This window comes from Rhodococcus sp. ACS1 (assembly GCF_002300155.1).
GTDB lineage: Bacteria > Actinomycetota > Actinomycetes > Mycobacteriales > Mycobacteriaceae > Rhodococcus_F > Rhodococcus_F koreensis.
This window is the reverse complement of record NZ_NSDZ01000011.1, coordinates 402,605-428,008: the sequence shown is the minus strand read 5'-3', so window position 1 is coordinate 428,008 and position 25,404 is coordinate 402,605. Positions and strand designations below refer to the sequence as shown.

The 25,404-nt window shown below is 66.5% G+C and carries 25 protein-coding genes and 1 pseudogene; 12 read left to right on the top strand and 14 right to left on the bottom strand.

Annotated features, from left to right (window positions below; genetic code table 11):
* Positions 1 to 90 precede the first annotated feature (90 nt).
* The gene (locus CJ179_RS43435; RefSeq protein WP_072943743.1) at positions 91 to 555 is read left to right on the top strand and encodes a DoxX family protein; all 465 of its coding nucleotides are present in this window, start codon (positions 91 to 93) and stop codon (positions 553 to 555) included.
* Between the two features lie 89 nt (positions 556 to 644).
* Here CJ179_RS43435 and CJ179_RS43430 read toward each other — a convergent pair whose 3' ends face one another.
* Positions 645 to 1,694, bottom strand: coding sequence for a type III polyketide synthase (locus tag CJ179_RS43430; RefSeq protein WP_072943744.1), 1,050 nt, complete (start codon positions 1,692 to 1,694; stop codon positions 645 to 647).
* Positions 1,695 to 1,876: 182 nt separating this feature from the next.
* Here CJ179_RS43430 and CJ179_RS43425 point away from each other — a divergent pair, with 182 nt between their 5' ends.
* Genes CJ179_RS43425 through CJ179_RS43415 form a run of 3 tightly spaced genes read left to right on the top strand, consistent with a single transcriptional unit; the run spans position 1,877 to position 5,449 of the window.
* Entirely contained in the window at positions 1,877 to 3,172 is a 1,296-nt protein-coding gene (locus CJ179_RS43425; protein WP_095865529.1) for a nucleotide disphospho-sugar-binding domain-containing protein, read from the top strand.
* A gap of 9 nt (positions 3,173 to 3,181) precedes the next feature.
* Positions 3,182 to 3,859: a YceI family protein gene (locus CJ179_RS43420; RefSeq protein ID WP_095865528.1), complete on the top strand. Its 678-nt coding sequence runs from the start codon at positions 3,182 to 3,184 to the stop codon at positions 3,857 to 3,859.
* A gap of 6 nt (positions 3,860 to 3,865) precedes the next feature.
* Positions 3,866 to 5,449 carry a bifunctional 3-(3-hydroxy-phenyl)propionate/3-hydroxycinnamic acid hydroxylase gene (locus tag CJ179_RS43415; RefSeq protein WP_095865527.1) on the top strand — a complete coding sequence of 528 codons (1,584 nt, stop codon included), beginning with the start codon at positions 3,866 to 3,868 and terminating at the stop codon, positions 5,447 to 5,449.
* Here the strand turns inward: CJ179_RS43415 and CJ179_RS43410 are convergent.
* The gene (locus CJ179_RS43410) at positions 5,442 to 6,587 is read right to left on the bottom strand and encodes an endonuclease/exonuclease/phosphatase family protein (RefSeq protein ID WP_218834915.1); all 1,146 of its coding nucleotides are present in this window, start codon (positions 6,585 to 6,587) and stop codon (positions 5,442 to 5,444) included. The two genes, CJ179_RS43415 and CJ179_RS43410, sit on opposite strands and share 8 nt — an antisense overlap.
* A gap of 389 nt (positions 6,588 to 6,976) precedes the next feature.
* Between CJ179_RS43410 and phoU the strand changes: the two genes are divergently transcribed.
* From phoU to CJ179_RS43380, 6 genes and pseudogenes are all read left to right on the top strand, one after another.
* The gene (phoU, locus tag CJ179_RS43405; protein WP_095865526.1) at positions 6,977 to 7,624 is read left to right on the top strand and encodes a phosphate signaling complex protein PhoU; all 648 of its coding nucleotides are present in this window, start codon (positions 6,977 to 6,979) and stop codon (positions 7,622 to 7,624) included.
* 156 nt (positions 7,625 to 7,780) lie between these two features.
* Positions 7,781 to 8,179 (top strand): hypothetical protein, encoded by a 399-nt coding sequence (locus tag CJ179_RS43400; protein WP_095865525.1) that lies wholly within the window; start codon positions 7,781 to 7,783, stop codon positions 8,177 to 8,179.
* A 102-nt stretch (positions 8,180 to 8,281) separates the two neighbouring features.
* Complete coding sequence (locus tag CJ179_RS43395) at positions 8,282 to 8,482, top strand: three-helix bundle dimerization domain-containing protein (RefSeq protein WP_095865524.1); 201 nt, start codon at positions 8,282 to 8,284, stop codon at positions 8,480 to 8,482.
* A 74-nt stretch (positions 8,483 to 8,556) separates the two neighbouring features.
* Positions 8,557 to 8,946 (top strand): annotated as a pseudogene (locus CJ179_RS43390) (hypothetical protein); the annotation flags it as partial.
* A 339-nt stretch (positions 8,947 to 9,285) separates the two neighbouring features.
* Complete coding sequence (locus CJ179_RS51860; protein WP_179377882.1) at positions 9,286 to 9,702, top strand: hypothetical protein; 417 nt, start codon at positions 9,286 to 9,288, stop codon at positions 9,700 to 9,702.
* A 146-nt stretch (positions 9,703 to 9,848) separates the two neighbouring features.
* Positions 9,849 to 10,601, top strand: coding sequence for an SDR family oxidoreductase (locus tag CJ179_RS43380; RefSeq protein WP_257016092.1), 753 nt, complete (start codon positions 9,849 to 9,851; stop codon positions 10,599 to 10,601).
* 89 nt (positions 10,602 to 10,690) lie between these two features.
* On the opposite strand, the gene CJ179_RS43375 is transcribed toward CJ179_RS43380, so the two are convergent.
* The 4 genes from CJ179_RS43375 to CJ179_RS43360 are packed head-to-tail and all read right to left on the bottom strand — an operon-like array spanning position 10,691 to position 15,054.
* On the bottom strand, positions 10,691 to 12,001 hold the full coding sequence (locus tag CJ179_RS43375; protein ID WP_095865523.1) for a CdaR family transcriptional regulator: 1,311 nt from the start codon (positions 11,999 to 12,001) through the stop codon (positions 10,691 to 10,693).
* Positions 12,002 to 12,041: 40 nt separating this feature from the next.
* Entirely contained in the window at positions 12,042 to 12,431 is a 390-nt protein-coding gene (locus tag CJ179_RS43370) for an ester cyclase (protein ID WP_095865522.1), read from the bottom strand.
* A gap of 40 nt (positions 12,432 to 12,471) precedes the next feature.
* The gene (locus CJ179_RS43365; RefSeq protein WP_095865521.1) at positions 12,472 to 13,662 is read right to left on the bottom strand and encodes an acyl-CoA dehydrogenase family protein; all 1,191 of its coding nucleotides are present in this window, start codon (positions 13,660 to 13,662) and stop codon (positions 12,472 to 12,474) included.
* A 45-nt stretch (positions 13,663 to 13,707) separates the two neighbouring features.
* Positions 13,708 to 15,054 (bottom strand): amidohydrolase family protein, encoded by a 1,347-nt coding sequence (locus CJ179_RS43360; RefSeq protein ID WP_179377881.1) that lies wholly within the window; start codon positions 15,052 to 15,054, stop codon positions 13,708 to 13,710.
* A gap of 409 nt (positions 15,055 to 15,463) precedes the next feature.
* On the opposite strand from CJ179_RS43360, the gene CJ179_RS43355 reads away from it, so the two are divergent.
* The gene (locus tag CJ179_RS43355; protein ID WP_257016091.1) at positions 15,464 to 15,850 is read left to right on the top strand and encodes a nuclear transport factor 2 family protein; all 387 of its coding nucleotides are present in this window, start codon (positions 15,464 to 15,466) and stop codon (positions 15,848 to 15,850) included.
* A gap of 48 nt (positions 15,851 to 15,898) precedes the next feature.
* Positions 15,899 to 16,531: an NADPH-dependent F420 reductase gene (locus CJ179_RS43350; protein WP_095865519.1), complete on the top strand. Its 633-nt coding sequence runs from the start codon at positions 15,899 to 15,901 to the stop codon at positions 16,529 to 16,531.
* A gap of 132 nt (positions 16,532 to 16,663) precedes the next feature.
* Here CJ179_RS43350 and CJ179_RS43345 read toward each other — a convergent pair whose 3' ends face one another.
* The 8 genes from CJ179_RS43345 to CJ179_RS43310 form a co-directional block, all read right to left on the bottom strand.
* Positions 16,664 to 17,014: a hypothetical protein gene (locus CJ179_RS43345; RefSeq protein ID WP_373560190.1), complete on the bottom strand. Its 351-nt coding sequence runs from the start codon at positions 17,012 to 17,014 to the stop codon at positions 16,664 to 16,666.
* Between the two features lie 529 nt (positions 17,015 to 17,543).
* Entirely contained in the window at positions 17,544 to 19,073 is a 1,530-nt protein-coding gene (locus CJ179_RS43340) for an amidohydrolase family protein (RefSeq protein WP_095865518.1), read from the bottom strand.
* 92 nt (positions 19,074 to 19,165) lie between these two features.
* Complete coding sequence (locus CJ179_RS43335; protein ID WP_095865517.1) at positions 19,166 to 20,200, bottom strand: 3,4-dihydroxy-2-butanone-4-phosphate synthase; 1,035 nt, start codon at positions 20,198 to 20,200, stop codon at positions 19,166 to 19,168.
* Between the two features lie 56 nt (positions 20,201 to 20,256).
* The gene (locus CJ179_RS43330) at positions 20,257 to 20,787 is read right to left on the bottom strand and encodes a DoxX family protein (RefSeq protein ID WP_095865516.1); all 531 of its coding nucleotides are present in this window, start codon (positions 20,785 to 20,787) and stop codon (positions 20,257 to 20,259) included.
* Positions 20,788 to 21,089: 302 nt separating this feature from the next.
* Positions 21,090 to 21,584 (bottom strand): flavin reductase family protein, encoded by a 495-nt coding sequence (locus tag CJ179_RS43325; RefSeq protein WP_257016089.1) that lies wholly within the window; start codon positions 21,582 to 21,584, stop codon positions 21,090 to 21,092.
* A 31-nt stretch (positions 21,585 to 21,615) separates the two neighbouring features.
* On the bottom strand, positions 21,616 to 22,866 hold the full coding sequence (locus CJ179_RS43320) for an acyl-CoA dehydrogenase family protein (RefSeq protein WP_095865515.1): 1,251 nt from the start codon (positions 22,864 to 22,866) through the stop codon (positions 21,616 to 21,618).
* Positions 22,867 to 22,984: 118 nt separating this feature from the next.
* A complete protein-coding gene (locus CJ179_RS43315; protein WP_095865514.1) occupies positions 22,985 to 23,827 on the bottom strand; it encodes a fumarylacetoacetate hydrolase family protein in 843 nt (280 codons plus the stop codon).
* 80 nt (positions 23,828 to 23,907) lie between these two features.
* A complete protein-coding gene (locus tag CJ179_RS43310; protein WP_095865513.1) occupies positions 23,908 to 25,389 on the bottom strand; it encodes a CoA-acylating methylmalonate-semialdehyde dehydrogenase in 1,482 nt (493 codons plus the stop codon).
* Positions 25,390 to 25,404: the final 15 nt, after the last annotated feature.

Here is a 25,404-nt window from a genome sequence, read left to right as displayed (position 1 = left end):
CCCGACTGTAACACCAAACAGTATTGACAAATAGGGCGCGGCGGACGATTCTAAAAACACATCCCATTACTTTTACAAGGAGGTTTTCTGATGGCCACCCCAACGCCTGCACACTCACCCGGGCCTCTCGAACGCGCCCGCAGCGACCCCGCCTACAGCGCGTTCCTCTTGCTGCGGATCGGATTCACCGTGCTCCCGATCGCCATGGGCCTCGACAAGTTCACCAACGTGCTCACCACCTGGGAGGACTACCTGGCACCGTGGATCGTCGACCTGAGTCCGCTCGATGCGCACGACACCATGCTCGTTGTCGGAGTCATCGAAATCGTCGCCGGGATCGCCGTCGCGATCAAACCACGATATGCCGCTTATATCGTGGCCGCCTGGCTCGCCGGAATCGTGATCAACCTGCTGACCTACCCGGGCTTCTACGACATCGCACTGCGCGACTTCGGACTGATGCTCGGCGCACTCACCCTCGGCCGGTTGGCCTACGTGTACGACCCCGCCTGGCACAGACACACCGTTCCATCCACGAATCTCGCTGCAGCATAGCGATATCGTTTACGCTCCTGATCGCCTCCCGCGACAACACCACCCTCGCGTCCACCCGACCGGGCCCACCGGCACCGTCGGGTAGAGGGTCAGATGTGGAACAGCATCGTTTCTGCGGTCAGGCCCGGGCCGAATGCCATGGCGCAACCGGAGCCTGTGGGTCCGCCGTTCTTCGCTCGTTCCATGATTTCAGCGAGAACGAAGAGCACTGTCGCCGAGGACATGTTGCCGTAGTTGTCGAGGACATGACGGGACGGTGCGAGGTCTCGATGGTCGAGTCCGAGAGACTCTTCCACGGCGTCGAGGATCGATCGTCCACCGGGATGCACGGCCCACAGGTCGATGGAATCCTTGTCGGCGCCGGCCAGGATGGTTTTCAGATTCTTCTCGTCGAGTGCTCGCGAGAGGGCGCCGGGGACCTTTCCGGACAACACCATGTCGAAGCCGATGTCTCCGATGCGCCAGGTGATCAGCTCGGAGGTGTCCGGAACCATGACGGCGTTGAACGAGTCCAGAGCGATGCCTTCCTCGTCCGCGGATACCAGCACCGCGGCGGATCCATCACCGAATACGAGGAACGACAGCATCGTTTCGAGCGACTCGGACCGCTGCAGGTGAAGCGAGCACAATTCGAGGCTGACGACGAGCACGCGGGCACCGGGTTCGCTCCGCACGATGTGATGGGCGAGTTTGAGTCCGTTGATGCCCGCAAAGCAGCCCATGAAGCCGATCTGGGTGCGTTCGACGGACGAGCTGATTCCGCACCGTTTGATGAGCTCGAAGTCGATTCCGGGGGAATAGAACCCGGTGCAGGTGACGACGATCAGGTGGGTGATCTCGGCGGCACGGTCGCCGAGTTCGAGACCTTCGACGGCCCGGACGGCGAGATCTGGTGCGTTACGTTCGAATTCGACCATCCTGGTCGCGGTGTCCACTTTGTTCGGATCGTCACCGTAAAAGGATTCCGGTGAGGCGATACCCGCCCATCGGTGCGAGATCTGGCACCTGTCGGCCATTCGGCGGAAGAGCAACTGCTTGCGACGTTGGCTGAACGTGCCGTCGGCGAAGTCGACGAATGCCTGATGGACATCGTGCTCCGGAACAACCGTACTGATGCGATTGACAAAGGCAGTAACCATGACGGGGTGCTCCGAAACTGGATGAGGAACCGATGGAGGCAGTGTGGGTGCAATCGCTGAACCGACGACGGCGAGAACGTTAGACCGCGTTCCGCCGCTCTGCAAGAGCACCGTCGGTCGCCACTCGAGGGTACGGTCGCAACGTCATGCAAGTTCCGTCGAGCCTCTGCAGGAGGAGCGCGATGTCGTCGATCCTGCTGTGCAGCGCCCCGCTGACCGGCCATGTGCAGCCGATGATTGCGATCGGCCGACAGTTGGTGCAGGACGGGTGTGCGGTGTCGATCCTGACGGGGCGCAAGTTTCGGCCCCACGCCGAACGTGCCGGGATCCGGTTCATCGCGCTCCCCGACAGCTGCGACTACGACGAAGCCTCGCTCAACGAACGGTTCGCCGGTCGCGCCCGGCGGCCGGCGTTTCTCCGGTCCCGGTTCGACGCGGAGCGGATGTTCGCGGCGCCGCTGGCGGACCAGTACCGTGCCGTCCTCGAGGCGCTCGAGCGGGTGGACGCCGACACGATCCTCGCCGAGAACCTGTTCCTGGGCATGCTTCCGCTGATTGGCCGAAGCCCGGGCACTCGCCCGCGCGTGTTCGGCGTGTGCACATCCCCGCTGATGGCAACCAGCGTCGATACCGCGCCGTTCGGTCCGGGACTGTCCCCGGCGACCGGAAGGCTCGGACGTCTGCGCAACCGGGTACTCAACGCCGGCGCGCGGGGCATCGTTCTGCGCCGGGCCCAGCAGGTCGCCGCGGCAGCGACACGTGACTGCACCGGGGCCGAGCCCCCGTGCTTTCTACTGGACTGGGTGTTGCACGCCGAGACGGCCTTCATCCTGACCACGCCCGGCTTCGAGTACCCGCGAAGCGACATCGGACAGCGCCTGACCTTCGTCGGCCCGATTCTGCCTGCCGCCCCCGGCGACGCACCGAAGCCGCCGTGGTGGGACCGCCTGAACACCGACCGGCCTGTCGTCCTCGTCACACAGGGCACCCTGGACAATCACGACCTCGGCCGCCTCGTCGAGCCGACCATCGATGCCCTCGCCGACACCGGTGCGCTGATCGTGGCCACTACCGGGGGACGCCCGATCGCGGCGGTGCGGCGTGACTCTCCGAATCTGATCGTGTCCGAATTCGTCTCCTTCGACCTCCTCCTCCCACACGTCGACGTCATGGTCACCAACGGCGGCTGGGGCGGGGTACATTTCGCGTTGTCGCACGGCGTCCCCCTCGTCGTCGCGGGCAGTACCGAGGACAAAGCGGAGGTGGGTGCGCGACTCGCGCGCTCCGGTGCAGGCGTGCGACTGCGCTCGGGCAGCCCCGGCCCGGCCCGGATTCGCCGGGCTGTCGAAACCGTTCTCCGCGATCCCGCATACCGGACCCGCGCCGAGGAATTGGCTGCCGAGTTGGCCGAACTCGACGCAACCAGATCGATCTCGCAGGTGATCATAGGTCGCGCGCGATCAGGTTCGGTCGGCTAGGTTCACTCCATGCGCAAACGGGTGTGGTGGATCATTGCGGGTGTCGTCGCCGTGATCGTGCTGGTTGTCGGCGTCGGACCCTGGGCGTATGCGACATTTCTGCACGGTGATCAGCCCGATGCGCTGCACCTGTCGGACGACCCGGCGGCCGCCGCGACAGGCCCCCTCGACGGCACGTGGTCCGTGTCTCCCGGCTCGCACGCCGGGTACGAAGTCTGGGAAACCTTGAGCGGCCAACGAACCTTCGTGCGCGGTCAGACCGATCAGGTCACCGGTACCGCCGCTGTCGAGAATTCCGTACTCACAACAGGGAACGTGAAGGTCGACGTGAAATCGATCGCCACCGACGACACCCGCCGGGACAACATGTTTCGCACCCTGGTGATGAACACAGCCTCTCAACCCACAGCGACGTTCGAGATTTCCCAACCCGTCGACCTCTCCGAATTGCCTGCCGACGGCACCGCGGTCACCGTCCCCGTCCACGGCACACTGACATTGCGCGACCAGACCCGCGACGTGACCACGAATTTCCAGATCCGCAGGTCAGGACAGAATATCGAGACGGCGGGCGCAATCGACACGGTCTGGACCGACTACCAGATCAACAAACCGACCCTCTTCCCGAACATCGTCGTCGAGGATGCCGGACAGGTGCAGTTCGCGATCGTGCTGAGCAGGAGCTGACCGACGATCACCACCACCAACCGGATTCCGCCCACCGTTCCGGTTCTGATCGTCGGTGGCGGACCGACCGGTCTGACGACCGCGAACCTCCTCTCCCGCTACGGCATCGAGAGCATCGTCCTCGAACGTCACCGCGGTCCCTATCCACTGCCGCGGGCCGTCCATCTCGACGACGAGGTCCTCCGGATCCTGCAAACGGTCGACGCTGCCGCCGAGATCACCCGAATATCGCGCCGCGCACTCGGAATGAGACTGGTCGACGCCGAGCTACGGACACTGGTCGAGATCCGGCGTGACCGCCCGGTCGGGTTGCACGGTTGGCCGGAGACCAACATGTTCGATCAGCCTGACCTGGAACAGGTTCTACGGACGAACCTCGAAGAGCGCGCAGCGAATGCCCTCGCCTCCGGATGCGAGGCCGTCCGGGTGCAACGACGGCCGAACGGCACCGTCGATGTCACGATCCGCGACACCCGTACCGGACACGAGACCGTTACGACAGCCCGGTACGTGCTCGGGTGCGACGGCGCGAACAGCATGGTCCGATCCGCGATCGGCACAGGCACAAGAGATCTCGGGTTCACACAACGATGGCTGGTGGTCGATGCCGAGTACGACCACGATCTCGGGATGTGGCCGGGGGTCCACCAGGTCTGCGCCGGCGTCGGATCTGCAACGTTCATGCAGATCGGTGACAACAGATACCGGTGGGAATTTCGCCTCCCGGACGAGTCCCGATTCGACTCCGACGACGACATCAGCCCGGCCGATGTGCGCGACCTGCTCGAACCATGGGTACCGGCAGGAGACACCGGTCTGCGGGTGCTGCGGCACACCATCTATTCTCACCGCGCCCGGGTCGCACGCACCTGGCGCAGGGGACCTCTCCTTCTGCTCGGCGACGCCGCCCACCTCACGCCACCATTCATCGGGCAGGGTCTCGGTGCAGGACAACGCGACGCCATGAACCTCGCCTGGAAACTCGCCGCCGTCCTCGACGGCCACGCCGACGATCGACTGCTCGACACCTACGAGCCCGAACGCAGCAGACATGTCGTCCGGGCCATCCGCGCCGCCACCGCGATCGGCCGAATCATGGCCACGCGCCCCACGCGCCCCGTTCGAGCCGGACACGCTGTGCTGCGCCGAGCATCGGCGCTACCGGGACCCGACGCACTGGCGACACGCGTCCTCGCACCACCGCTGCGCGGAAGTGCACTGACCCCCAGCGTCCTCGCTCTGCCGTCGTACCGGACCAGGACCGTCGGAACACCGATCCCGCAGGACGTCCTCGACGACGAGACCGGGACCGGGAGAACCGACAGCGTGCTCGGCCCCGGCTTCGCACTCGTCTGCGCCGGGAAGCCGCCGCACGCCCTCGCCGATGTCGGCCGCCGACTCGACGCGAAGGTCGTCACCAGCCGCTCCCTCGCGGGATCGACCGGTGAAATCAACCGCTGGATGCGTCGCAATCACCTCACCGAAGTGCTGGTCCGACCTGATCGGATCGTCCTCGCTGCTGTCGACCGCCGGGGTCGCATGAGTCCGACAACGTCCTGGTTGCCACTGCTGACCGGTGAGGTCAGCTGAGGTCGATGTCGGCGTAGATCGCGGCGTGGCCGGAGGAAGCGTGCCCCGGTGCGGTCATGGTCGGAAAGTGCTCGAACAGCGTGCCGTGCTTGCCACCCCAGACACCCTTGCGGAAGATCGCCCCACCCGTCGCCCGATCGAACAGCGCAGGAGAGAGCAGCACATAGTCGATCTTGTTGCTCGCGGTGCCATTGGCGTAGGTTCCGGGCCGGCCGCCGTCATCGAACCCGGCCACCTCCGAGACGTCGCGCAGATCCGTACCGACCAGCAGCGGCTCGAGCGACGCACTGTCGGGGGTGTCGTTGAGATCGCCGACGACGGCCACGAACTCCGCGCCGTCGGCGCGCAGTTGCCAATAGATCGCGGCGACCCGCTCGGCCTGCCGAAGGCGGCGCGCGTTGCTGTCGGCAGGCGTGCCGTAACCCTTGCTCTGGAAATGGTTGACCAGCACCGTCAACGACGAGCCGGCCAGCGTGCTGGTGCCCGGGAAGTCGAAGGTGAATTCGGGGCAGTCGCGGCTGAAGATCGGTCGACCGGTCGGGGTGCGGTCGTCAACGTGCGAGCGGATGCCCCGCAACGGATAGGCGTCCTTCGACAGGATTCCGACAGCGAGGCCGCGATCGTCGTTGCCGTCGATCACCATCGCGTGCGGAAACAGCGGATTCCGGTCCTGGTCGACGATCGCGGCCTCGGCGAAACGCTCGAGAGCGATCCGGCCCTCGACCTCGACGACGGCAGCGATATCGGCGTCCACCTCGCGCAACACCTGGGCGGTGTGCGTCATCGCCAGCGCATCGATGCGTTCCTTGGTCAGCTCCACCCACCCGACCCAGTCGCCGCGCCCGTCGGCAACGACCGACACCGCGGCCTGCGAACGCTTGACCAGTCGTCCGTGGACCTGCCGCAGTACCGCGTAGGTGGTGGTGTCGGATCGGTCGAGATCCAGGGCCACCAAGAGGTCGAGGATGAGCTTCTTGTCGTCGTCGGTGTAGGTGTCCTGGGCGATCAGCTCGCCGAGCTGGGCGTGTGCCTCGAGGATGTCGCGCCCGTCATCGTCCGGCGCGCTGCCCATCGCGCGGGGACGGGAGAAGAGGTTCTCGACGTTGAACGAGGCAATACGGAGCGAGGTGGACGACACGATGACTCCCGGTTTGACTTCGGACGGCGGAGAAGACGACGGGGTGATGGTCGATCGAGCACGATGCGAGCCCAGGCCCGCAGACGGCAGCCTATCCGGGCGCCGACCGGAACGGAACACAACCGAGCCACACCCGCACGACCGGGAACGATCCTGGATAGGCACGAAAGGCGTTGCACCCTTTACTTATCGGATCGGCAGTCGATTGTTGCGCTGCCGACTGTTCACAGGGCATCCGGCCAATCCACCGCGCCTGTATACCTAGAGTTCTCCGACTGTGAGCGGCATGACTGATTTCCCCCCGGAGTGGGTATCCCCGGGCTGTGCGCCATCCGGCCCGCCCGGTCTCGAGCCTGGTGCCAGTCGATCGCGAGAGGAACTCCGGGACGATGCGGGAACAATTCGACGAGCAACTCGAACAGATCAGGGACGACCTGGTCGAACTGTGCACCCTGACCGAGCCCGCGATCGACTGCGCAACCCGGGCCGTGCTCGATACCGACCTCCCGGCAGCCGACCGCGCCACCGAACTGAGTGCCGACATCGAGGCCCGCGCCGGAGAACTCGATCATCGAGCACTCACGCTGATCGCCCGCCAACAACCGGTGGCACTGGACCTGCGATCCCTGATCGGCGGCATGCACAACATCGCAGATCTACGGCGGATGGGCAGTCTGGCGGCACACATCGCCGAGGTGGCCCGGCTGCACCATCCCGAACCGGTCGTTCCCCACGAGCTGCGGGGCATCATCTCGGACATGGGCGTCGCCGCCACCGCACAGGCCGCGGCGGCACGAGAAGTCCTCCGCACCCGCGACGAGGCGGCCGCATTGGACCTCATCTGGGCGGACGAACGAACCGACGAACTACTCCGCAGACTGTTCGCCGCCACCAAGAGCGACGAGTGGCTGCATGGCGCCGCGTCCGCCGTGAACATCACATTGCTGGGCCGATTCTACGAACGCTTCTGCGATCACACCGTCGAGATCGGGCGGCGCGTCATCTTCGTGGTCACAGGAGAAATTCCCGACCAATGACAGCTCGGCGGAACCGGATCCGTCGGCTGAGCACAGACATTCGTGCACCGGAATTTCGCCGACACGACACCGCCACGTACCTGCAACCGCCTACGACGCCCGGGAAGAATGGCAAGAGCGCAGACCACGTAACACCGTGCCGAGGAAGGGGCGGGCATGTCCGAGGAATTACTGGTCAAGCAAGGTGTGGCAAAAGGAACCGCGATGGGTGGAGCGGTTCTCCTCGTCACCGTCGGTGTGCTCGAATTTCTGCAAGGCATCTCCGCGGTGGCCAAGGACGAGGTGATCCTCGTCGGAGTGGAATACACCTACAAGCTCGACGTCACCGCATGGGGGTGGATTCACCTCGTCCTCGGGGCGGTCGTCGCGGCCACCGGCATCGGATTGTTCAGCGGGGTGATCTGGGCGCGAATCTCCGCGCCCATCATCTGCGGCCTGTCGATCGTCGTCAATTTCCTCTGGCTGCCCTACCAGCCGTGGTGGGCGATCACGATCATCGTGCTCAACGCCGTCGTCATCTGGGCCGTGGCGACCTGGGATCCCGCCAAGATCTGAGCGCGACAGGCCCCAGCCGGACGGGCGCGAGGACCGGACAAAGTCCCTTGTCCCGTCGCGCGACGGTGGTCCTGTGCGGTCGACGGGACGAGAATGTAAGAGTTGTCCACCAGCGAAGAACAGCACATCGACGTCGTCCGCCGACGCCTGCAGGACAGGTTCCCCGACCTCGATACCCGCCTGATCGACGAGGCGATCGACGCCGCCCATCACCGGTTCGACGGCCGCCCGGTCCGCGACTTCGTCCCCCTGCTCGTCGAACGCGCCGCCGCCACCACGCTCAACACAGCACCTTCCCCTTAGCGTCAGCCTGCGGGAAATTCGACTGCCTGATACGTGCTGCCTGGCGAACCGGTGGGGTCTACAACGCCTTGTACGGTGAATTTCGTGCCGCCAGCTTGCCCGGCCCGTCACGGCGCGGCACTGTTCCCGCGCACCTGTTCGCCTACCAGCTCGAGCACGGCGTCATCCCGCGGCTGGGGTGGTCCGGTGCCGACGACGCGGTGCTGTGCCACCAATGCGACTTCGCCGGCTGCGTCAACCCAGCACACATGCGACTGGGCACCAATACCGTCAACCGCACCGAGTACCACCTGCGGCGCCGCAACCTCGCCAGCCCCCTCGCCGACGTCCGCGGCCCGGCCGGACGTACCCGCGCAGTCGCGGCCGCCATCCGCACCGGCCTCGCGCACTGCGACGCTCCCGCCAGCATCGAAGAGCGGATCCGGAGTGCAGAAGCGGCCGGACTTCCTCTCACCCTCTGGTAACCACGGGCAGTAGCAACGACTGCCCACAGCACGCGAACCCCGGTCCGCGGATTTCAACCCAGGTCGAGTTCCGGTGCGGTGGTCAGGTATTCGATCTGTTCCAACGTCACCGGCACGGTGGACTCCCCGATGGGGCAGTGCTGATGATGGCTTGTTGGGTGGAGGGGAGGGTGATCGAGAAGTAGGCGCTGCCACAGTTGGCGGGGTAGTCCGCGCGGGTGACGGTGGACCCGTCCGGCGACGTGGTCGTGATGCGATCCGGATTGATCTCGTTCAGGTACTCGTCCTGCCGGTGACGCCGCCGCCCGGCCGCTATCCGACGGGTGGGCGGTGCGCGCAATGGCACACAGGTTCTCTGTGGTGAGGACGCAGGCGGATTCGTTTGTCCACAGAGCAGACTCTGATCATCACATCGCGGTGATTCATTGGCGCTACAGGAGGGTGACCATGTTGCGGAGAGTTTCCCCCAGCCTGACTTCGGAGCTCAAACAGACTGCAGGGCCTTCCGGTGCCGCCGGTCCCTGCAGGATTGATGCCGAATCGATCGCCCTCGTTGAGTTCGCTCTTCGCTGGCTCCCCTTCGGCGGCCCCAGCGCCGACGACGTCCTGGTGGAGTTCGGAATCAGCATGCTGACCTTCGCCCAGCGGATCGAGGAGATACTCGCATCGGGGCGGTGGACAGGCCTCGACTTGGCAGAACGGAACCGCCTGCGGGAAATGGCTGCCGCAGTTGGCCGCAGGTCGGAACGACGATAACCGCAGCCCCGTCGGGGCGGCGCAACAGTTGTCCCGCAGCCAATGACGGGGGTGCTGGGCCGAGCATGCCATCGTGACCCAGTGAGTGTGGGCGTGGATCCGGAGCGGCCGGTGCACGCATTCGAACCGAAGTAGAGGAGCGCGCGGTGACCGGTATCGACAACCAGACCGCCCGAACCGCGGTCGTGACGGGAGCGAGCTCGGGAATTGGCGAGGCCACCGCCCGGGCTCTGGCAGCAGCAGGGTTCCAGGTGGTTCTCGGTGCACGCCGCCTCGAGCCTTGCGAGCGTATCGCCGCCGAGATCGGAGGCACCGCGCTCTTCCTCGACATCACTTCCGATGAGTCCGTGACGAGGTTCGCGGACTCCCTCGATTCGGTTGCGGTGTTGGTGAACAATGCCGGCGGTGCCCGGGGGATGGCGGCGGTCGGCGACGGGGAGGTGGAGGATTGGCGGTGGATGTGGGAGACGAATGTTCTGGGTACTTTGCGGGTCACCAAGGCACTGATCCCGAAGCTGCTCGCAGACGGAGACGGGATGGTTATCACGGTGACCTCGACCGCCGCGCTCGAGGTCTACCCCGGCGGGGCCGGGTACACCTCGGCGAAGCATGCCGAACGGGCACTGCATCGGATGCTCGAAGCCGAACTTGCCGATACCCAGCTCCGGTTCACCGAAATCAGTCCCGGAATTGTCCACTCTGATTTCTCGACCAACCGGTTTCACGGTGATGCCGAGCGGGCTGCGGCGGTGTATGCGGGCATGACACCGTTGACCGCGGAGGATGTTGCGGACGTCATCGCTTTCGCCGCCACCGGACCGCGGAATGTGTCCATCGAGCATGTGGTGATCCGGCCACGTGCCCAGGCCGATTCGGTGACTGTTTTCCGCGAAGATTGACCCGCTCCCACACGGCACGGCACGGCACGGACAAGAGCAGTGGCGGTAGTGGGCGCGTGTATCGAGCGTTCGTGGGGAATTTCTGCCCGTCAGGGGCTGGGCACCTCGTCTGCCTGCCCGGTCAGTGCGTCTTTGAGGATCAGCGCAACCCAGGTTTCCAGGGTGCGGTCATCGAGGCTGCGGCCGAGGAGCTCCTCGGCTCTCTTGATCCGGTAACTCACGGTGTTACGGACGACGAAAAGCTCATTCGCAACGGCCAATGGGCTGCGTTTGAGTCGGAGATACGCCTCGGCGGTTTTGCGGAGTTCGGCGGCTTGCGGTTCGTCGGCGGCCAATGCTCCGAGCTGGACCCGCACGAACCGGTCGGCCTTCGCCGGGTTCTGCGCGAGCAAGGTGAGAAGGTGCAGGGACGTGAAGTCGATGAGCTGGGCGCGGATACCCGGTAGCGCTTCGCTGATGTCACGTGCCTCGAGCGCTTCCTGATGGGTGACGGCGAACCCGGTGAGCCCGCCCTGGGGGCTGCCGAGGGTGGCGCGGACACCGTTGTACTTGCCGAGCAGCGAGTTCAGTTCCTCAGGGGTGCCCGTCAATGCTCGGGTGCTGTTTCCCCATGCATACATACTCGCCCGCCCGTACGGGATGAGCAGTGTCTGTTCTGCGCCGGCCGCGTGCAGCAGTGCGATCGCGATCTTGTGGAGAGCGGAATCATCTGCGGCCCGTGAGGTTTCGGCCCACAGCACCACGCCGAGGTGGGACCGGTGGGAGAGGGTGTAGTGCAGGGTGTTCTCGGCGGCGGGAACATCGCTGCAGTCGCCGGCGAGGATGGTCCGCACCATCTCGTCGCGCGCGGCGACGGTGGTCATGACCCACCGTTCGTGTTCGAGCCCGTACTCGCGGCCGATGGCTTCGGTGAACCGGTCGACGAAGTCGAACAGCACCTCCACCGCGAGTTGGAGTTGGGTGGGTTGTTCGGCGATGGGAACGTGCTCGACGCAGGCGCGCATATACGCCTCGGCCAGCCAGGCGTGTCCTTGGCGGACCGATGCCCAGATTGTCGGCAGCGCGATGCCGCGGTGCACATAGTCCTGGATGGCGCGGATCGTGTCCTCGGTGATGGCCGGGGTGTCGATGTTGCCGCTGTCGATGCCGAGCATGGCGATGATGGCCGATGATTCGGTGCCCAGGCGCACCGTCGCGATCTGTGCGGGGCCCTTGCCGAACTCCGGGGCTGCTTCGACGGCGCGGACCGCGATCGTGTGACCGAGCGCGACCGCCCAGTCGACCGCATCCTGCCCGACCTGCTCGATCGCGGGACCGAGCACCGCAGGCGAGCACACCGGGACGATCTGGGTGCCCGGCTCGACGCGCAGTTGCCGTACCCAGTGACCCTGGACGGCCATCGGTGCGTCTCCTTCCGCTGCGGTGCTACGGTCCCGTTCGTTACTGCTGGTCGTCGCCCAGGAACTCGGCGAAGTTCCAGTAGTCGTTGAGTTCGAAGACCTTGCCGTCGACGATACGACCGACGATGCCGTACTTGATGGTGAATGCCTTTCCGGTCGCCTTGATCGGGCCGAGGTCCTTCTCGAACGTCCCGATCATCAGCGCCTCACCGGCGCAGTCGGTGTCGGTTTCGATGGTGTGCAGCAACTCGAAGCGCAGATCGGGAATGGATACGAACGAGCCGGCCATGAACTGGGCGAGTTCGTCGCGGCCGCGGAAGGTGGTGTTGATGGTCTTGTCGGTGTAGACGAGATCGTCACGGAAGTAGGCGAGTACTCCCTCGATGTCGTGATCGTTCCACCGGTCGTAGAGCTTGTCGAGAATGGTCATGGTGTCCTTCTACAAGTGGGATCGGTCAAAGGTCTGCAGGTCACAGGAATGTGGTGTTCGGGCTCAGCCCCAGCAGCACCCGGCCGTACAGCTCGGTGTTGGTGTTGGGCTGCATCAGCGCGTGCAGGGACAGGGACTGGATGTCGCGGTGGTAGCGCTGGATCGGCACCGAGGACTGAATCGCCGACGCCCCGCTGGCCTGGAAGAGAATGTCGACGGCCTCGCGGGCGAGTTTGATCGAGTGGCCGGCGTGTCCGCGGATCGCGGCCCGGTTCTCGAGGGTCAGTTCCGTGCCCACGTGCTCGTCGATCAGTGCCCCGGCGCGAGCTGCATGGGCTTCGGCGGAGAACAGCTTGAGCTTCGCCTCGGCGACCTGGTGGTGGGTCAGCGGCGCCTCGATCTGGCTGGCGTACTCGGTGTAGGTGATGGTGCTTCCGGGCAGGCGCTCGAGGAAGACATCCATCGCGCCGCCGGCGATACCCACCGGGGCTCCGGCCGACGCGGCGATAAACACCGGCACACCCGGAGAGCGGAAGTAGGGGTTCTCCGCCGACGGGGTGCTGCCGGGATACTGGGCAGTGGCCAGGTTCTGCACCGAAAGCACCCGGTGGTTGGGCACGAAGACGTCCTTGGCGACGGTGGTGCGGCTGCCGGTGCCGGCCAGGCCCGAGGAGTACCAGTCGTCTTCGTAGTCGAGTTCGCTGTAGGGGATCAGCACGAACTGCGGGGCGACGCTGCCGTCTTCCTCTTCGACCAGGGCGGCCAGCCCGGCCCAGTGTGCGTTGGGAGATCCGGTGTTCCATCCCCAGCGGCCGTTGATCAGGATGCCGCCGTCCTGCCGCTTGCCTTTGCCGGTCGGGGCGAACACGCCGGCTGCGCGGACTCCGGGTACGGAGAACACTTCTTCCTGCGCCTGGTCCGGGAACAGGGCGATCATCCAGTTGACGGAGTTGATCAGGGTGCACACCCAGCCGGTGGACGGGCATCCGCGGGCGACCTCGGCGAGCACCGCGTTCTGCTCGGTGATCGAGGCTTCGAAACCGCCCCGGCTCTTCGGGAGGGTGAGTCGGAAGACGCCGGCGTCGGCGAGGGCGTCGATGTTCTTGTCCGGTACCTGGCGGAGCATTTCGGTGTCGGCGGCGTTGGCGCGGAGGAAGGGAACCAAGTCCCGCACGCGCGCAAGGACGTCCTGCGCGGACTCGACGCGGGCTGGGGATTCGGTGGTGCTCATGTGTCTGTCTCCAATGGGGCGGGGGTGGGGGAATCGTGTTCTGGATCAGGCGCCGAGGCCGGCGGCCGATGCCGAGGAGTTGAGGTGGTGGACGGTGTTCTCGGCGGCCTGGACCACGCTGGCGGTGTCGATGTCCATCAGGGTGCGGTCCCGCTTGACTCCGTGGCCGGCGACGAAGACGTCGGTGACGTGAGCGGCGGTGGCGTTCAGGATCAGGGCACCGATCGGGGAATTGACCGGCCCGGATTCGAGACCGCCCAGGTCGAGGATCACGATGTCGGCCTGCTTGCCGACCTCGAGGGATCCGGTCACGTGGTCGAGTCCGAGGGCGCGGGCGCCTTCGATGGTCGCCCAGCCGAGGACGTCGCGGGTGGTGTGCAGGGTGGCCTGGCCGCCGTCCCGCAAGATCGTGTGGCTGGCGGCGCGGCTCTGCTCGTATGCGCTGCGCATCTGACCGAACAGATCGCCTGCGACGCCGACCTCCGCGTCCACACTCAGGCTCGGCGACAGACCGACGGCGTCGAACCGGGCGAACGGCGGGGCGCCGTGGCCCATCACCGACTCCACTGCGGGCGATGAGGAGATGGTGCCGCCGGTGTCGGCGATCAGCTTCAGTGCACCGTCGCTCGAGGTGTTGGTGTGGATGTAGGTGATATCCGAGCCGAGCAGGCCTTGCTCGTTGAGGGATTCGACGGTGTTGCGGGCTCCGAGCGCCGAGCACCCGGTGTGCATGGTGATCCGCAGACCAAGCTCGCGGGCGAGGCGGATGTCGTCCCACGCGGCGTCGTAACTGCTGAATTCGGGGCCACGAACACCGGCGGCGAGGGTCAGCAGATTGTCGTCGGTGGTGCGGTACTGCTCGACGATCCGGCGGATGTCGTCGGGGTGGCGGTTCTCGCTGTCGACACCGAGCCAGTCCTGCAGCGGGGAGACTCCGACGCTGTGCGCGTAGACGGAACGGATCTTCGCTGCCTTCAGGGCCGCCACCGCGGCGTCGGAATGGTCCGGGGTATTGGAGATGTGAGACCAGTCGAGCACCGTGGTGATACCGGCGTTCAGGGCACCGGCCGCGCCGAGGAGGTTGCTGTTGTACACGTCATCGGGACGGAAGAACTGTCCGCGGGTCAGGGTGGACTGGAAGTAGTCCATCAGATCCCCATCGGGAAGTGAGTTGCGCAGCACCGTCTCCCACAGGTGGCGGTGGGTGTCGATGAGACCGGGAATGACCACCCGCCCGGTGGCGTCGATGACCTCGTCCGCTTCCTCGGTGATCGACGGGCCGACCGCGACGATCACACCGTCCTCGATCAGGATGTCACCGTCGGGGATGTCGTTGTCAGCGGGTGCGGTCGGAATGATGTAGCCGCCCCGGATCAAAACACGCCTGCTCATGTTGGAGAACCTCTCTGTCTGCGGGATGCGCACCGAGCCGATGGGTGTCGGTGCACACCGTCCCTTGCGGGCTGTGACGCCCAGCATGTGTGACTGCAACCACACTCGGCTTGCGCTCTGCGCCACAACGTGGGGCTGGGATTTGCGCGCCGGGCAGAATCTGTGAGCATCGGGCCCGGTGCGAGCGCGGATGAGGCGCTCGGCCCAACAGGGCAGCGGCAAATGTGGCTGCCGACGTCTTGCCGCGGCGAACGGTCCCGGCCACCGTTGACCCAGGCGTACTGCGGCCGGTCGCGGCGCCGCGTTGAAGGTGGTGCGATGTCGCGTATTCGGAAGACCGCGCAGTGTGACAGACCCGGCACGGATCGTGGCGACCTCGGTCCCCGGCGACGAGCACGAAGGGATGGACATGAATGACGTCGACCCGGTCCGCACCCGCATCCGCGACCTCGAACGGCGTCGATACGCCGCCATGGTCAGTGCCGATGCCGACACCCTCGAGGCACTGTTGTCGACGCGGCTGATCTACACGCACTCGAACGGCGCCCGCGACACCAAGGTCAGCTACCTCGCCAAGGTGCGGAACGGAACATTCACCTACACCTCGATCGACCACCCCGAGGAGCAGATCCTCGTCGACGCCGGCTGTGCGGTGGTCCTCGGCCGCATGATCGCGTCCGCATCCTGGGCGGGGGTGCCCAAGAGACTTCACAACAGCGCGCTCGCCGTCTGGGTCGACGAGGGCGACGCCTGGCGGATGGTCGCGTACCAGCCCACACCCATCCCCGACCACTGACCACCGCTCGGGAAACCGCGACGACAACGACTCGATTCAGGAGGAACCATGACTCGTCCGGCCCCTGTCACACCGCAGACGGTCGCCGTGATCGGCGCCGGCGTGATCGGCCGAACGCTGGCCACCCGATGGTCGAAGGCGGGTCACACCGTCGTGTTCGGTGTCCGGCGGCCCGAAGATCCTTCACTCGTCGAGTTCGCCGCCGAGATCACCGCCGACGTCGGAACCATCGACGCCGCCCTCGCGGCAGCCGAGACCGTCCTGTTCGCAGTCGACGGCGCGGCAATGGAGACCGTCACCGCCACGGTGGGTGCCGCACTGGACGGGAAGACCGTCATCGACGCCACCAACAACCTCGGCCGTCAGCCACTCAACAGCATTGCCGCCCTGACGGCGCAGGCGCCGACGGCACAGATCTACCGGGCATTCAACAGTCTGGGGTGGGAGAATTTCGCCGACCCCGAGTACGGGGACCTCACCGGCGACCTGCTCTACAGTGGTCCGGTCGGATCGAGCCAGCAGATCGTGGAGACCCTGATCAGCGACACCGGACTGCGCCCGATCTGGCTCGGCGACAACGACAAAGCCCATATCTGCGACACGATCACCGAGTTGTGGTTCACCCTCGCCTTCGAGCGGAAGTACGGCCGCGGCGTCGGCATCAAGATCCTCACCCGCTGAATCCTGAACCCGGACAACCGACGACCGGGTGCCCACCTGACCGGGCCTGAGCACGCGCCGCTGCTCCCCACACCGACGTGTAGAACGATCGTGCAATGCACGGTTGATGGGTGGCGTCCTGGAAGACCGGACTCAGGCGACCGCCGGCAACGCGGCGTCCTCGCACCATTGGCTTTCGACGGACACCGCACCGGACAAGCCCAGCATGTCGCGAATGGGACCGCCGGTGCACAACTGGGAGTCGACGATCCGCCGATCCACGCGTCGCGCGCCGAGTCCGGCACCGATCGGACTTGCGGCAATGAGGATCTCCGCCGCACGAGTGCATCGTCCCCCCTCTAGCAGGAGGGTCTCTTCGTCGACGACGCGGATCGGAACGTCCTGGGCGTCGATGATCTGCCCAATCATCAGGACTACGTAGTCGGTGTCCCAGTCTGCATCGTGGTACGCCAACAAGCGGCCGGAGCGCGACCCAAGCGTCAACGACACATCCAGGGTGACCCCGGAACGGTTCGGCTGCGGGCCATCGCCTGCTGCGGAAGCGATAAGAGCGAGGGTCCTGGGCAGAACGACTCTCCGCGAATTCCAACTGAAGAAAGGTTCACCGTGAGTGTTCATGACGCTCGTTCCTCTCTCGCATTCCCTTGTGGCGTTTGTTTTCTCACCTCAATTCTGTGTGATGCGCGTCACCACTTCTCGGTGTGTAGGCACAGGATCGGGGAATGCTTTTGCGCTCCGCGCCCTACCTCCGCCAGATGCGGGAGCTGCAGCACCAGATGCGGATCCCGGAGGCCGTGACACTGTCGGGGCTCCCGGACCCTGTACCGCACGGTCCCACCCCGGTCGTTGACGTACACGCAGACCCCAGCCGCACAATGAACCACCTGTGGGGGCGAGTGGTATCACTCGCCCCCACAGGTGGTCGGCGGCACGGACCACTGGTCCAGGTTTCGTCGGGTGTCTGCGCTGCGGCGGCGTCCGGGAATCGGGATGGCGGAACTGTGAAGCGGGTCTATGTGACCGGGTCGGCCAGCACGTTCCCGATGAACCCGTCCTGGCTCTGCCGCTCGCGGTATCCCCGTTCCGCGAACGCATCAGGCACCAGTCCTCGAGCGTCGAAGAGGTACGCCAAGGATTCGTCGACGAGGTCGTGCAGTGCGGTCAAGTCGTGTCCGACGAGGCGGCCGGCCCATTTGCGAACCTGACCGCCGACGAAGACGGTGTCGACGTTGCGGGCGGTGGCGAAACCGACCAACGTTGCGAACACGTTGGTGCCGGGCCCGGTGTTGAGGTCGGTGGTGCGCAGCAACACGATGTCCGCGTCCTTGCCTGGGGTCAGGGTGCCGACCTTGTCGGTGAGGTTCGCGTTGAGGGCACCACCGATGGTGGCGAAGGAGAAGATCTGTTCGGGTGTCAGTGGGGTGGCGGGATCGTCGGCGCCGGAGTCGATCTGGTCGAACACCTGGCTGCGGGACAGGGTCAGCAGGGTCTGCATCTCGATGAAGGGGTCGATGCCGTAGCTGACTTCGGCGTCTTGGCTCAGTCCGGGCACGATGCCGCGTTCGAGGGCCTGCCGGACAGGGGGGAAAGCGGGGCCCAGCCCGAAATTGGCGTCCGATCGGGCACAGATGTTGACTGTCACACCGGCATCGCGGATCAGGTCCCAGTCCCGGTCGGGCAGCCCGAAGCAATGGTTGAAGGTGTGTTGGGGGGTGAGCAGTCCGGCCTGCTGGAGCTCGGACAGATGAGGAATGTAGTTACCCCATTCCGAGGACACCCAGAGGTCGTGTTCCTTGGCGAAGGCCCACACCTGCGGCGCGGGGAAGGCGTCGAACAGGCGCAGGGTGAGCAGCTGGTCGTCGGTGGCGAAGTACTCGTCGCGCAGGCGCAGGATGTCCTGGGGCCAGTGCTGGTCCCAGATCCCCGATTGGGGGGCGCCCGCGGCGTGCACGGCACGGATTCCGGCGTCCCGCAGCGCTTCGACGGCGGCGTTGGAGTGGTCCGGGGTGCGCGAATTGTGGGAGTTATCGATGATCGTGGTGACGCCCGCGTCCAGGGCCACCAACGCGGTGGTCAGGTTCCCGACGTAGTTGTCGTGCGGCCGGTAGTGGGGGGCGAAGCCTTCGTGGGTCAGGCTCACGTATCCCGGGAAGTCCACTGCGGGGGCGATACCGCGGAGTTGGCCTTCCCAGGCGTGCAGGTGAGCATCGACCAGGCCGGGAATGACGATCGAATCGCTGGCGTCGACGACGATGCTGTCGGCGCCAGCATGCACCTCCGGTCCGACGTCGAGGATCTTGGTACCCCGGATGAGTACGTTGCCGACGAAGTTCCCGATGGCGGGATCTCCGGTGACGACGGTGCCGTTCTCGAGCACGATGGTGCGTTCGGTGTCCCCGGCGCTGCGCATGAGGGCTGCGAGTTGTGCTTCGTCCCGCGTGTCGGCGGCCCGGTGTCGGCGGCTGGTCGCCCCTTCAGGCACCTGCTCGGTCTGGGGCGGGCGGGCATAGGCGGAGGGGCGGGCTGCGCCGGCGACGCTCATGAGAGGGTTCCTTCCTTGCGGTGCGATCAGCACCACGTCGTCGTCTTGATCTGCACTGTCGACGGTGCTGAGGGGTTTGGTCTCAGTGGTGCTCAGGCGCGCTGGAACCAGGATTCGAGGTCGCGGCCCAGGGTCAGGGATCGTGCTCCGGTGCGCCGGAGCATCACCCGCAGTGCACTCGCCGGCGTGTGGACCCGATCGGTGATCGACGCTGCGGTGCGGGCGGTGAGGTGCGATGCGTGGTGACCGCGCATCGCCACGATGATGCACGGTCCGGCCCCTGGGGCGTCGACGTCTTCGACGATTCTGTCCGCGGTGGTGAGGTGCAGGGGGACCGCGGTGCGGTTCCGGACCTCACCGACGACCAGGCACAGGTAGTCGACGTCGTCCGTGAACGCCGTCAGCTGCGCCCGGACCCCCGCCAGCTGAAGGGGAAGTTGGAACGACAGCGGCGGGGGTGCGTCGACGGCGAGATCGGAAAGTCCGATGCAGGGCAGGTTGTGCTGGGCGGCGAAGGTGCGCACGTCCTCTCCTGCTGCCATCGACGTCGCGTCAATGAGTCCGACCACCGTGGCGAGCATCGCCGCGGGGGTGAGCCGAGCGGTGCTGATCAGGTCGACGGCGGCCTCCGCGAAGCCGTGCTGGCGCCGGGGCAGTCCCATTTCCGCGCGGAGGGGAACCACGTGCCCGGGCCGAGTGAACGCTGCGGCGGTGGCATTCGAGGACGCGAGCAGCCTCGCGGTCGTTGCCCGATCTGCGGCGGAGATGCCGGTGCCGATTCCTTCGGCGGCGTCCACTGTCACGCAGTGCCGCAGCCCCGGCCGGTCGGCCCCGCGTTGTGGGACCAGGTCGAGTTCGTCGCATCGGGTGGAGGGAAGGGCCACCTGAAGGAAGCCGGAGGTGTGCGCGATGGCGAAGGCGGTGAGGTGCCTGTCGGCGTGCATCGCCGCGAACAGCAGGTCAGCTCGATCGGGTTGCTCGGCGTCGTCACAGAGCAGCACCGCCCCACCCCGGCCGAGCTCGGATACTCCCATCGACACCCGTGCGAGCGCGCGGCGTTCCTCACTGTTCGGCGCGAGATCGATCAGTACCCCGGTGGGGGTCGGTAATTCGTCAACGATGGTCATCTCGAGTACCTCTCGGTCTGCACGGCGGGTTGTCCCTGCGCGGAGCAGCGGGCCGGTCAGCCGACGTCGGCGCGCGAGGCTCGGGCCTGCCGCACGGTGCGTAGCGGTGGATATGCCGCGACGACCGCGACCACGACGACAACAAGCCCGATGAGAACCTGCTGTTCACCGTTGACACCCCAGGGCAGGGAGTCGATGAGCGCATCGAGCGAATAGCGGCCGGGACCGGTGAAGCCGAGCACGAGGGCGGTGCCGGACAACACAATCGGGTACTCGCCGCCTCCGGCCGAGTTCCAGAAGGTGTTGTTCAGATAGATCATGGAGAATCCGGCGACGAGCATGGTGCCTGCGGCGATGGCCGCACCGAGCGGTGTCACCAGGCCGAGCAGCAGCAAAGTCGCGGCGGCGAGTTCGCAGACCACCGCGAGTCGTACCTTCGTCCGTGCTGGGACCTGCCCGAGCTTGCCGAAGAGCGCCTCGGCGCCGGCCGGACCAGGTCCGCTGAACCAGCCCAACGCTTTTTGCGTGCCGTGAGCGAACAGGATCGCGGCGAGCAACACTCGCAACAAGAGCAAACCGATGTCCATGTCACTGCTTTCTGTGATGAGGCGGTGCCTCAGCTGGGGACGGGGCGGAACTGGACGGCTTCACCCAGCATGTGTGATGTCCGCCACGGTGGTCTTGGGCGGGGAGCGCAAAGTTCGGCTGGACCGTTGCGCGGCGGTCATCGACGGCCTGCGCTCGCACGAGGACGGGATCGGCCCGTGTCGGAGACGGGTACGGGGTTTACCCGGCTGTCCGGGCCCGCCTGCCGGCGGGCCCGGTTGTCTCCGGGAGGTCGGTGGGTCCGGCGGCCTGGACCGGCGCCGTGATGCCGGGGCGGCGCTGGTCAGGAATCGTGCGGTGCGTGGGTGCCGAACAGTCGTCCGTGGTAGACGAGCGGCGCGGCGTCACCGAGTTCGGCGGCGTCGACGGTGCCCAGGACGATGACGTGGTCACCGCCGTCGACCAGGTCGGCCACGGTGCAGGCGATCCATCCCGGGGCGCCGGGGATGCGGGGCAGGTCGTGGTCGAGATCCCAGCGGGTGCCGTGGAACTTGCCGACCCCGCCCTTCTTGGCGAACGACAATGCGGTCGCGGCCTGGTCGGCGCCGAGGATGTTGAGTCCGAACCGTCCGGAGGCGCGCACCAACTCCAGGGTTTCGGATCCGCGGTCGAGGGAGACCAGCACCATCGGCGGGTTCATCGACAACGACGCGAACGCGCTGACGGTGGTGCCGTACGGCATGCCCCCGTCGATCGCGGTGACGATGGAGACCGGGGTGGCGACGGCGGCCATGACTTCCTTGAAGGAGGTCTGCACATCGTTGTGGATGGTTGTCATTTTTGTTGACTCCTTGAACGTGGCTGTCTGGTCAGCCGGTGATGTCGCGGCCGAGCAATTGGCGGGCGATGATCCATTTCTGGACCTCGTTGGCGCCCTCGTAGATTTCGCCGATCTTGCTGTCGCGGTAGATCGCTTCGACCGGGCCCGGGGTGCCGTCGGCGCCGAGCTCGCGGGTGAAGCCGAGTCCGCCGAACACCTGGACGGCGTCGCGGGCGATCGTCACCGACAGTTCGGTGCCGGCGAGTTTGGCCATCGCCGCTTCCGGCTCGGGGAACGGGTTGCCCTCGTCGAGCCGGATGGCGGCCTTGATGTACAGGGTGCGGGCGGATTCGAGGGCGAGGGCGTGATCGGCCATGAGGAACTGCCAGTGCTGCATCGATCCGAGTTTGCGCCCGAACGCTTCTCGGGTGGAGAGCCGGTCGGCCATGTGGTCGAACGCGGCCTGCGCCATGCCGACGCCGGCGGCGGCGATCCCGATCCGCCCGTAGGTCAGGGTGGACAGGGCGATCTTCAGTCCGCCGCCTTCGGTTCCCAGGAGCGCGTCGTCGGGTAGTTCGACTCCGTCGAGAATGACGTCGGCGGTGAGCTGGCCCTTGTTGCCAAGTTTGCGGTCGGCGCGGCCGACGCTCACCCCTGGTGTGGTGGTGGGGACGATGAACAGCGACAGCCGCTCGCCGGTGCGGGCGAGGATGACGATGACGTCGGCGACCGGGGAGTTGGTGATCCACCGTTTACGCCCGTCCAGCCGCCACCCGGTCGCGGTTCTGGTGGCGACGGTCTGCACCGCCTGCGGGGACAGATCACTGGAGGCGCCGGGCTCACTGGTGGCGAAGGCGCCGATGATCTCCCCGCGCACCAGGGGGGTGAGCCAGCGGTTGCGCTGTTCGGGTGAGCCCTGGTTGAGGGCGTTGCCGGCGAGGATGCAGTGCACGTCGAAGATCGCGGCGACGCTGTTGGAGTAGTAGGCCAGCTCCTCCACGACCGCCGCGGTCGCCGACGACGGTCGGGCCAGTCCGGCGCCGTGCACGTCGGCGGGGAACGGGATCTCGAAGATCTTCTGGTTCGCCATGGCGCCGAACACATCGAAGGGGAACCCGTCGTCGACCTCGTCGCCGGCGGCGATCCGCGCCGCGGCGGGGGCGACAAACTTGGACGCGAATTCCCGGGCCCGGGTGCGGATCTCGGTCGTCTCGGTGCTCGACTGGGTGTCGTGGTACAGCCGGTCGACCTGACGGACCGGGGTGGCCGCGGTGGTGGTCGTGTCGTGGGTCAGGGTCATCGTCTCTCCGAAATGTGGCGTGAACGGGTCAGTCGGGGCGGAACAGGGGGTGGGGTTCGTCCCACGGATCGGTTTTTCCGGGCGCCCTACGCCGCGATCCGTGGGACGAAGACGCGGGTCAGTCGCCGAGTTGTTCGCGGCTGACGATGAGGTTGTGCAGCACGCCGATCTTCTCCACCTCGATCTCGACCACGTCCCCGGCGGTCAGGAAGCGCTGCGGGTTCATCCCGACACCGACCCCACCCGGGGTGCCGGTGGCGATGACGTCGCCGGGACGCAGGGTGACGGTGTCGGTGATGTAGGCGATGATCTTGCCGACCGGGTGGATCAGGTCCGCGGTGTTGCCGTCCTGCACCGTTTCCCCGTTGACGCGGGTCTGCACCCGCAGCCCGCTCGGATCGGGCAGCTCGTCGGTGGTGACGATTGAGGGGCCGATCGGGCCGGAGCGGTCCGCGTTCTTGCCGAGGGTGAACTGCGGGGTCTCGATCTGCTTGCGGCGGGCGCTGAGATCGTTGAACGCGGTGTACCCGAGCACATGCTGAAGGGCGGTGTCCTCCTGCGCCGCCCACACCGTCTCACCGATGACGGCGGCGAGTTCGACCTCCCAGTCCAGTCCCTTCTCGGTCGGTGGGACCGGCACCTCGGTGCCGTCGACGACCAGGGTCGACGCCCAGCGGCCGAAGATCATCGGGAACTTCGGCAGGTCGAGGCCGGCGACGGACTTCGATTCGTCGGCGTGCGAGTGGTAGTTGATGCCGACGCAGAAGATCCGGGCGGTTTCCGGCACCGGGGGCGCCTGCTCGAGATCAGCGAGGGCCAGCAGTTCACCGTCGCGTTCGGCGTGCAGGGCGGCGTCGGGATTGCGGTAGAAGTCGGCGACGGTACCCAAGGGGGTCACCTTGTCGCCGTCGACGGCGCCGATGTGGCGGGTGCCGCCGACGCTGTATCCGATCAAACGCATGTTTCTCTCCTGGAACCAGATTGGTTGATGGGTCTGGTAATTCGGGTGATTCGGGTAGTTCGGGTGCTCGCTGACGGGTGTCAGTTGGGGCGGAAGCCGAAGTCGACACCGGTCACGGTTTCGTCCCAGCGGGCGGTGACGTACTTCGGTTGGGTGTAGAACCGCCACGCGGCGTTGTTCAGGCCGGTGTCGCCGAACACCGAGTTCTTCCAGCCGGCCACCGAATAGGGTGCGACCGGGACCGGGATCGGGACGTTGACCCCGACCATGCCCGCGGAGGCTTCCCGCTGGAACTTGCGGGCCGCACCGCCGGAGGCGGTGAAGATCGAGGCCCCGTTGCCGTACTCGTGGTCGTGGATCAGCTTCAGGGCCTCGTCGAGGGTGTCGACCCGGACCACCACCACCACGGGTCCGAAGACCTCGGCCTGGTAGATCTCCGCGGTCGGGTCGACATTGTCGACGAGGGTGGGGCCGACGTAGAAGCCGTTCTCGTAGCCGGGCACCACCTCGGCGGAGCGGTCCACCACCACGGTCGCGCCGGCCTGCTGCGCGGCGGCGACGATCCCCTGGATGCGCTGCTGCGCGGCGGCGGAGACGACGGGTCCGATTTCGGATTTGGGGTCGTTGCCCGGCCCGACCACGACCGCCTTCGCCCGCTCGGCCAACGCGGCGACCAGGTCGTCGCCGACCCCACCGACCGCGACGGCCACCGAGATCGCCATGCAGCGCTGGCCGGCGGCGCCGAACCCGGCGGAGGAGATCGCGTCGGCGGCGGCCGCGATCGGGGCGTCCGGCATCACGACCAGGTGGTTCTTCGCCCCGCCGAACGCTTGGACCCGCTTGCCCGCATTCGCGGCCCGCTTGTAGATGCTGTGCGCGATCGGGGTGGAGCCGACGAAGGACACCGCGGCGACCTCCGGGTGGTCGATGAGGGCTTCGACGACCTGCTGCTGGCCGTGGATCACCGAGAGCACACCGTCGGGCAGGCCCGCTTCCTTGGCGAGTTCGGCGATGCGGATCGCCGGGCCCGGGTCCTGCTCGCTGGGCTTGAGGATGAAGGTGTTGCCGGCGGCGATGGCGACGGCGGCCATCATCAGCGGGATCATCACCGGGAAGTTGAACGGGGTGATCCCGAGAACCACGCCGAGCGGGTGCAGGGTGGAGAAGGTGTCGATGCCGCGGCCGGTCTGCTCGCTCATCTCGCCCTTGAGCAATCCGGGGACGCCGCAAGCGAGTTCGACCGAGTCGAGGCCGCGGGCGACCTCGCCGCGGGCGTCGTCGAGGGTTTTGCCGTGCTGGGCGGTGATCAGCTCGGCGAGCTCGTCCTGATGCCGGCGGATCAGGTCGCGGAAGGTGTAGAGCACCTGGGCGCGGCGAGCGGCGGGCAGGTCACGCCAGGTGGGGAAGGCGGCGGCCGCGGAGGCCACGACCTGCTTGACGGTGTCCTCGTCGGCGAGGGCGACCGAGGCCAGGGGTTGGCCGGTCGCCGGATCGAGGACAGGGAGCTGGTCACCCGCGGACACGTGCGATCGGCCGTCGATCCAATGGGCGATGGTGGTCATAGCGACCTCTCTCGA

What these genes read in the sequence shown, in the direction of transcription:
- CJ179_RS43435 (WP_072943743.1), top strand. Translation starts at nt 91, where the DNA reads ATGGCCACCCCAACGCCTGCACACTCACCCGGGCCTCTCGAACGCGCC.
- CJ179_RS43430 (WP_072943744.1), bottom strand. Translation starts at nt 1,694, where the DNA reads ATGGTTACTGCCTTTGTCAATCGCATCAGTACGGTTGTTCCGGAGCAC.
- CJ179_RS43425 (WP_095865529.1), top strand. Translation starts at nt 1,877, where the DNA reads ATGTCGTCGATCCTGCTGTGCAGCGCCCCGCTGACCGGCCATGTGCAG.
- CJ179_RS43420 (WP_095865528.1), top strand. Translation starts at nt 3,182, where the DNA reads ATGCGCAAACGGGTGTGGTGGATCATTGCGGGTGTCGTCGCCGTGATC.
- phoU (WP_095865526.1), top strand. Translation starts at nt 6,977, where the DNA reads ATGCGGGAACAATTCGACGAGCAACTCGAACAGATCAGGGACGACCTG.
- CJ179_RS43400 (WP_095865525.1), top strand. Translation starts at nt 7,781, where the DNA reads ATGTCCGAGGAATTACTGGTCAAGCAAGGTGTGGCAAAAGGAACCGCG.
- CJ179_RS51860 (WP_179377882.1), top strand. Translation starts at nt 9,286, where the DNA reads ATGGCACACAGGTTCTCTGTGGTGAGGACGCAGGCGGATTCGTTTGTC.
- CJ179_RS43375 (WP_095865523.1), bottom strand. Translation starts at nt 12,001, where the DNA reads ATGGCCGTCCAGGGTCACTGGGTACGGCAACTGCGCGTCGAGCCGGGC.
- CJ179_RS43370 (WP_095865522.1), bottom strand. Translation starts at nt 12,431, where the DNA reads ATGACCATTCTCGACAAGCTCTACGACCGGTGGAACGATCACGACATC.
- CJ179_RS43365 (WP_095865521.1), bottom strand. Translation starts at nt 13,662, where the DNA reads ATGAGCACCACCGAATCCCCAGCCCGCGTCGAGTCCGCGCAGGACGTC.
- CJ179_RS43360 (WP_179377881.1), bottom strand. Translation starts at nt 15,054, where the DNA reads ATGAGCAGGCGTGTTTTGATCCGGGGCGGCTACATCATTCCGACCGCA.
- CJ179_RS43355 (WP_257016091.1), top strand. Translation starts at nt 15,464, where the DNA reads ATGAATGACGTCGACCCGGTCCGCACCCGCATCCGCGACCTCGAACGG.
- CJ179_RS43350 (WP_095865519.1), top strand. Translation starts at nt 15,899, where the DNA reads ATGACTCGTCCGGCCCCTGTCACACCGCAGACGGTCGCCGTGATCGGC.
- CJ179_RS43340 (WP_095865518.1), bottom strand. Translation starts at nt 19,073, where the DNA reads ATGAGCGTCGCCGGCGCAGCCCGCCCCTCCGCCTATGCCCGCCCGCCC.
- CJ179_RS43335 (WP_095865517.1), bottom strand. Translation starts at nt 20,200, where the DNA reads ATGACCATCGTTGACGAATTACCGACCCCCACCGGGGTACTGATCGAT.
- CJ179_RS43330 (WP_095865516.1), bottom strand. Translation starts at nt 20,787, where the DNA reads ATGGACATCGGTTTGCTCTTGTTGCGAGTGTTGCTCGCCGCGATCCTG.
- CJ179_RS43325 (WP_257016089.1), bottom strand. Translation starts at nt 21,584, where the DNA reads ATGACAACCATCCACAACGATGTGCAGACCTCCTTCAAGGAAGTCATG.
- CJ179_RS43320 (WP_095865515.1), bottom strand. Translation starts at nt 22,866, where the DNA reads ATGACCCTGACCCACGACACGACCACCACCGCGGCCACCCCGGTCCGT.
- CJ179_RS43315 (WP_095865514.1), bottom strand. Translation starts at nt 23,827, where the DNA reads ATGCGTTTGATCGGATACAGCGTCGGCGGCACCCGCCACATCGGCGCC.
- CJ179_RS43310 (WP_095865513.1), bottom strand. Translation starts at nt 25,389, where the DNA reads ATGACCACCATCGCCCATTGGATCGACGGCCGATCGCACGTGTCCGCG.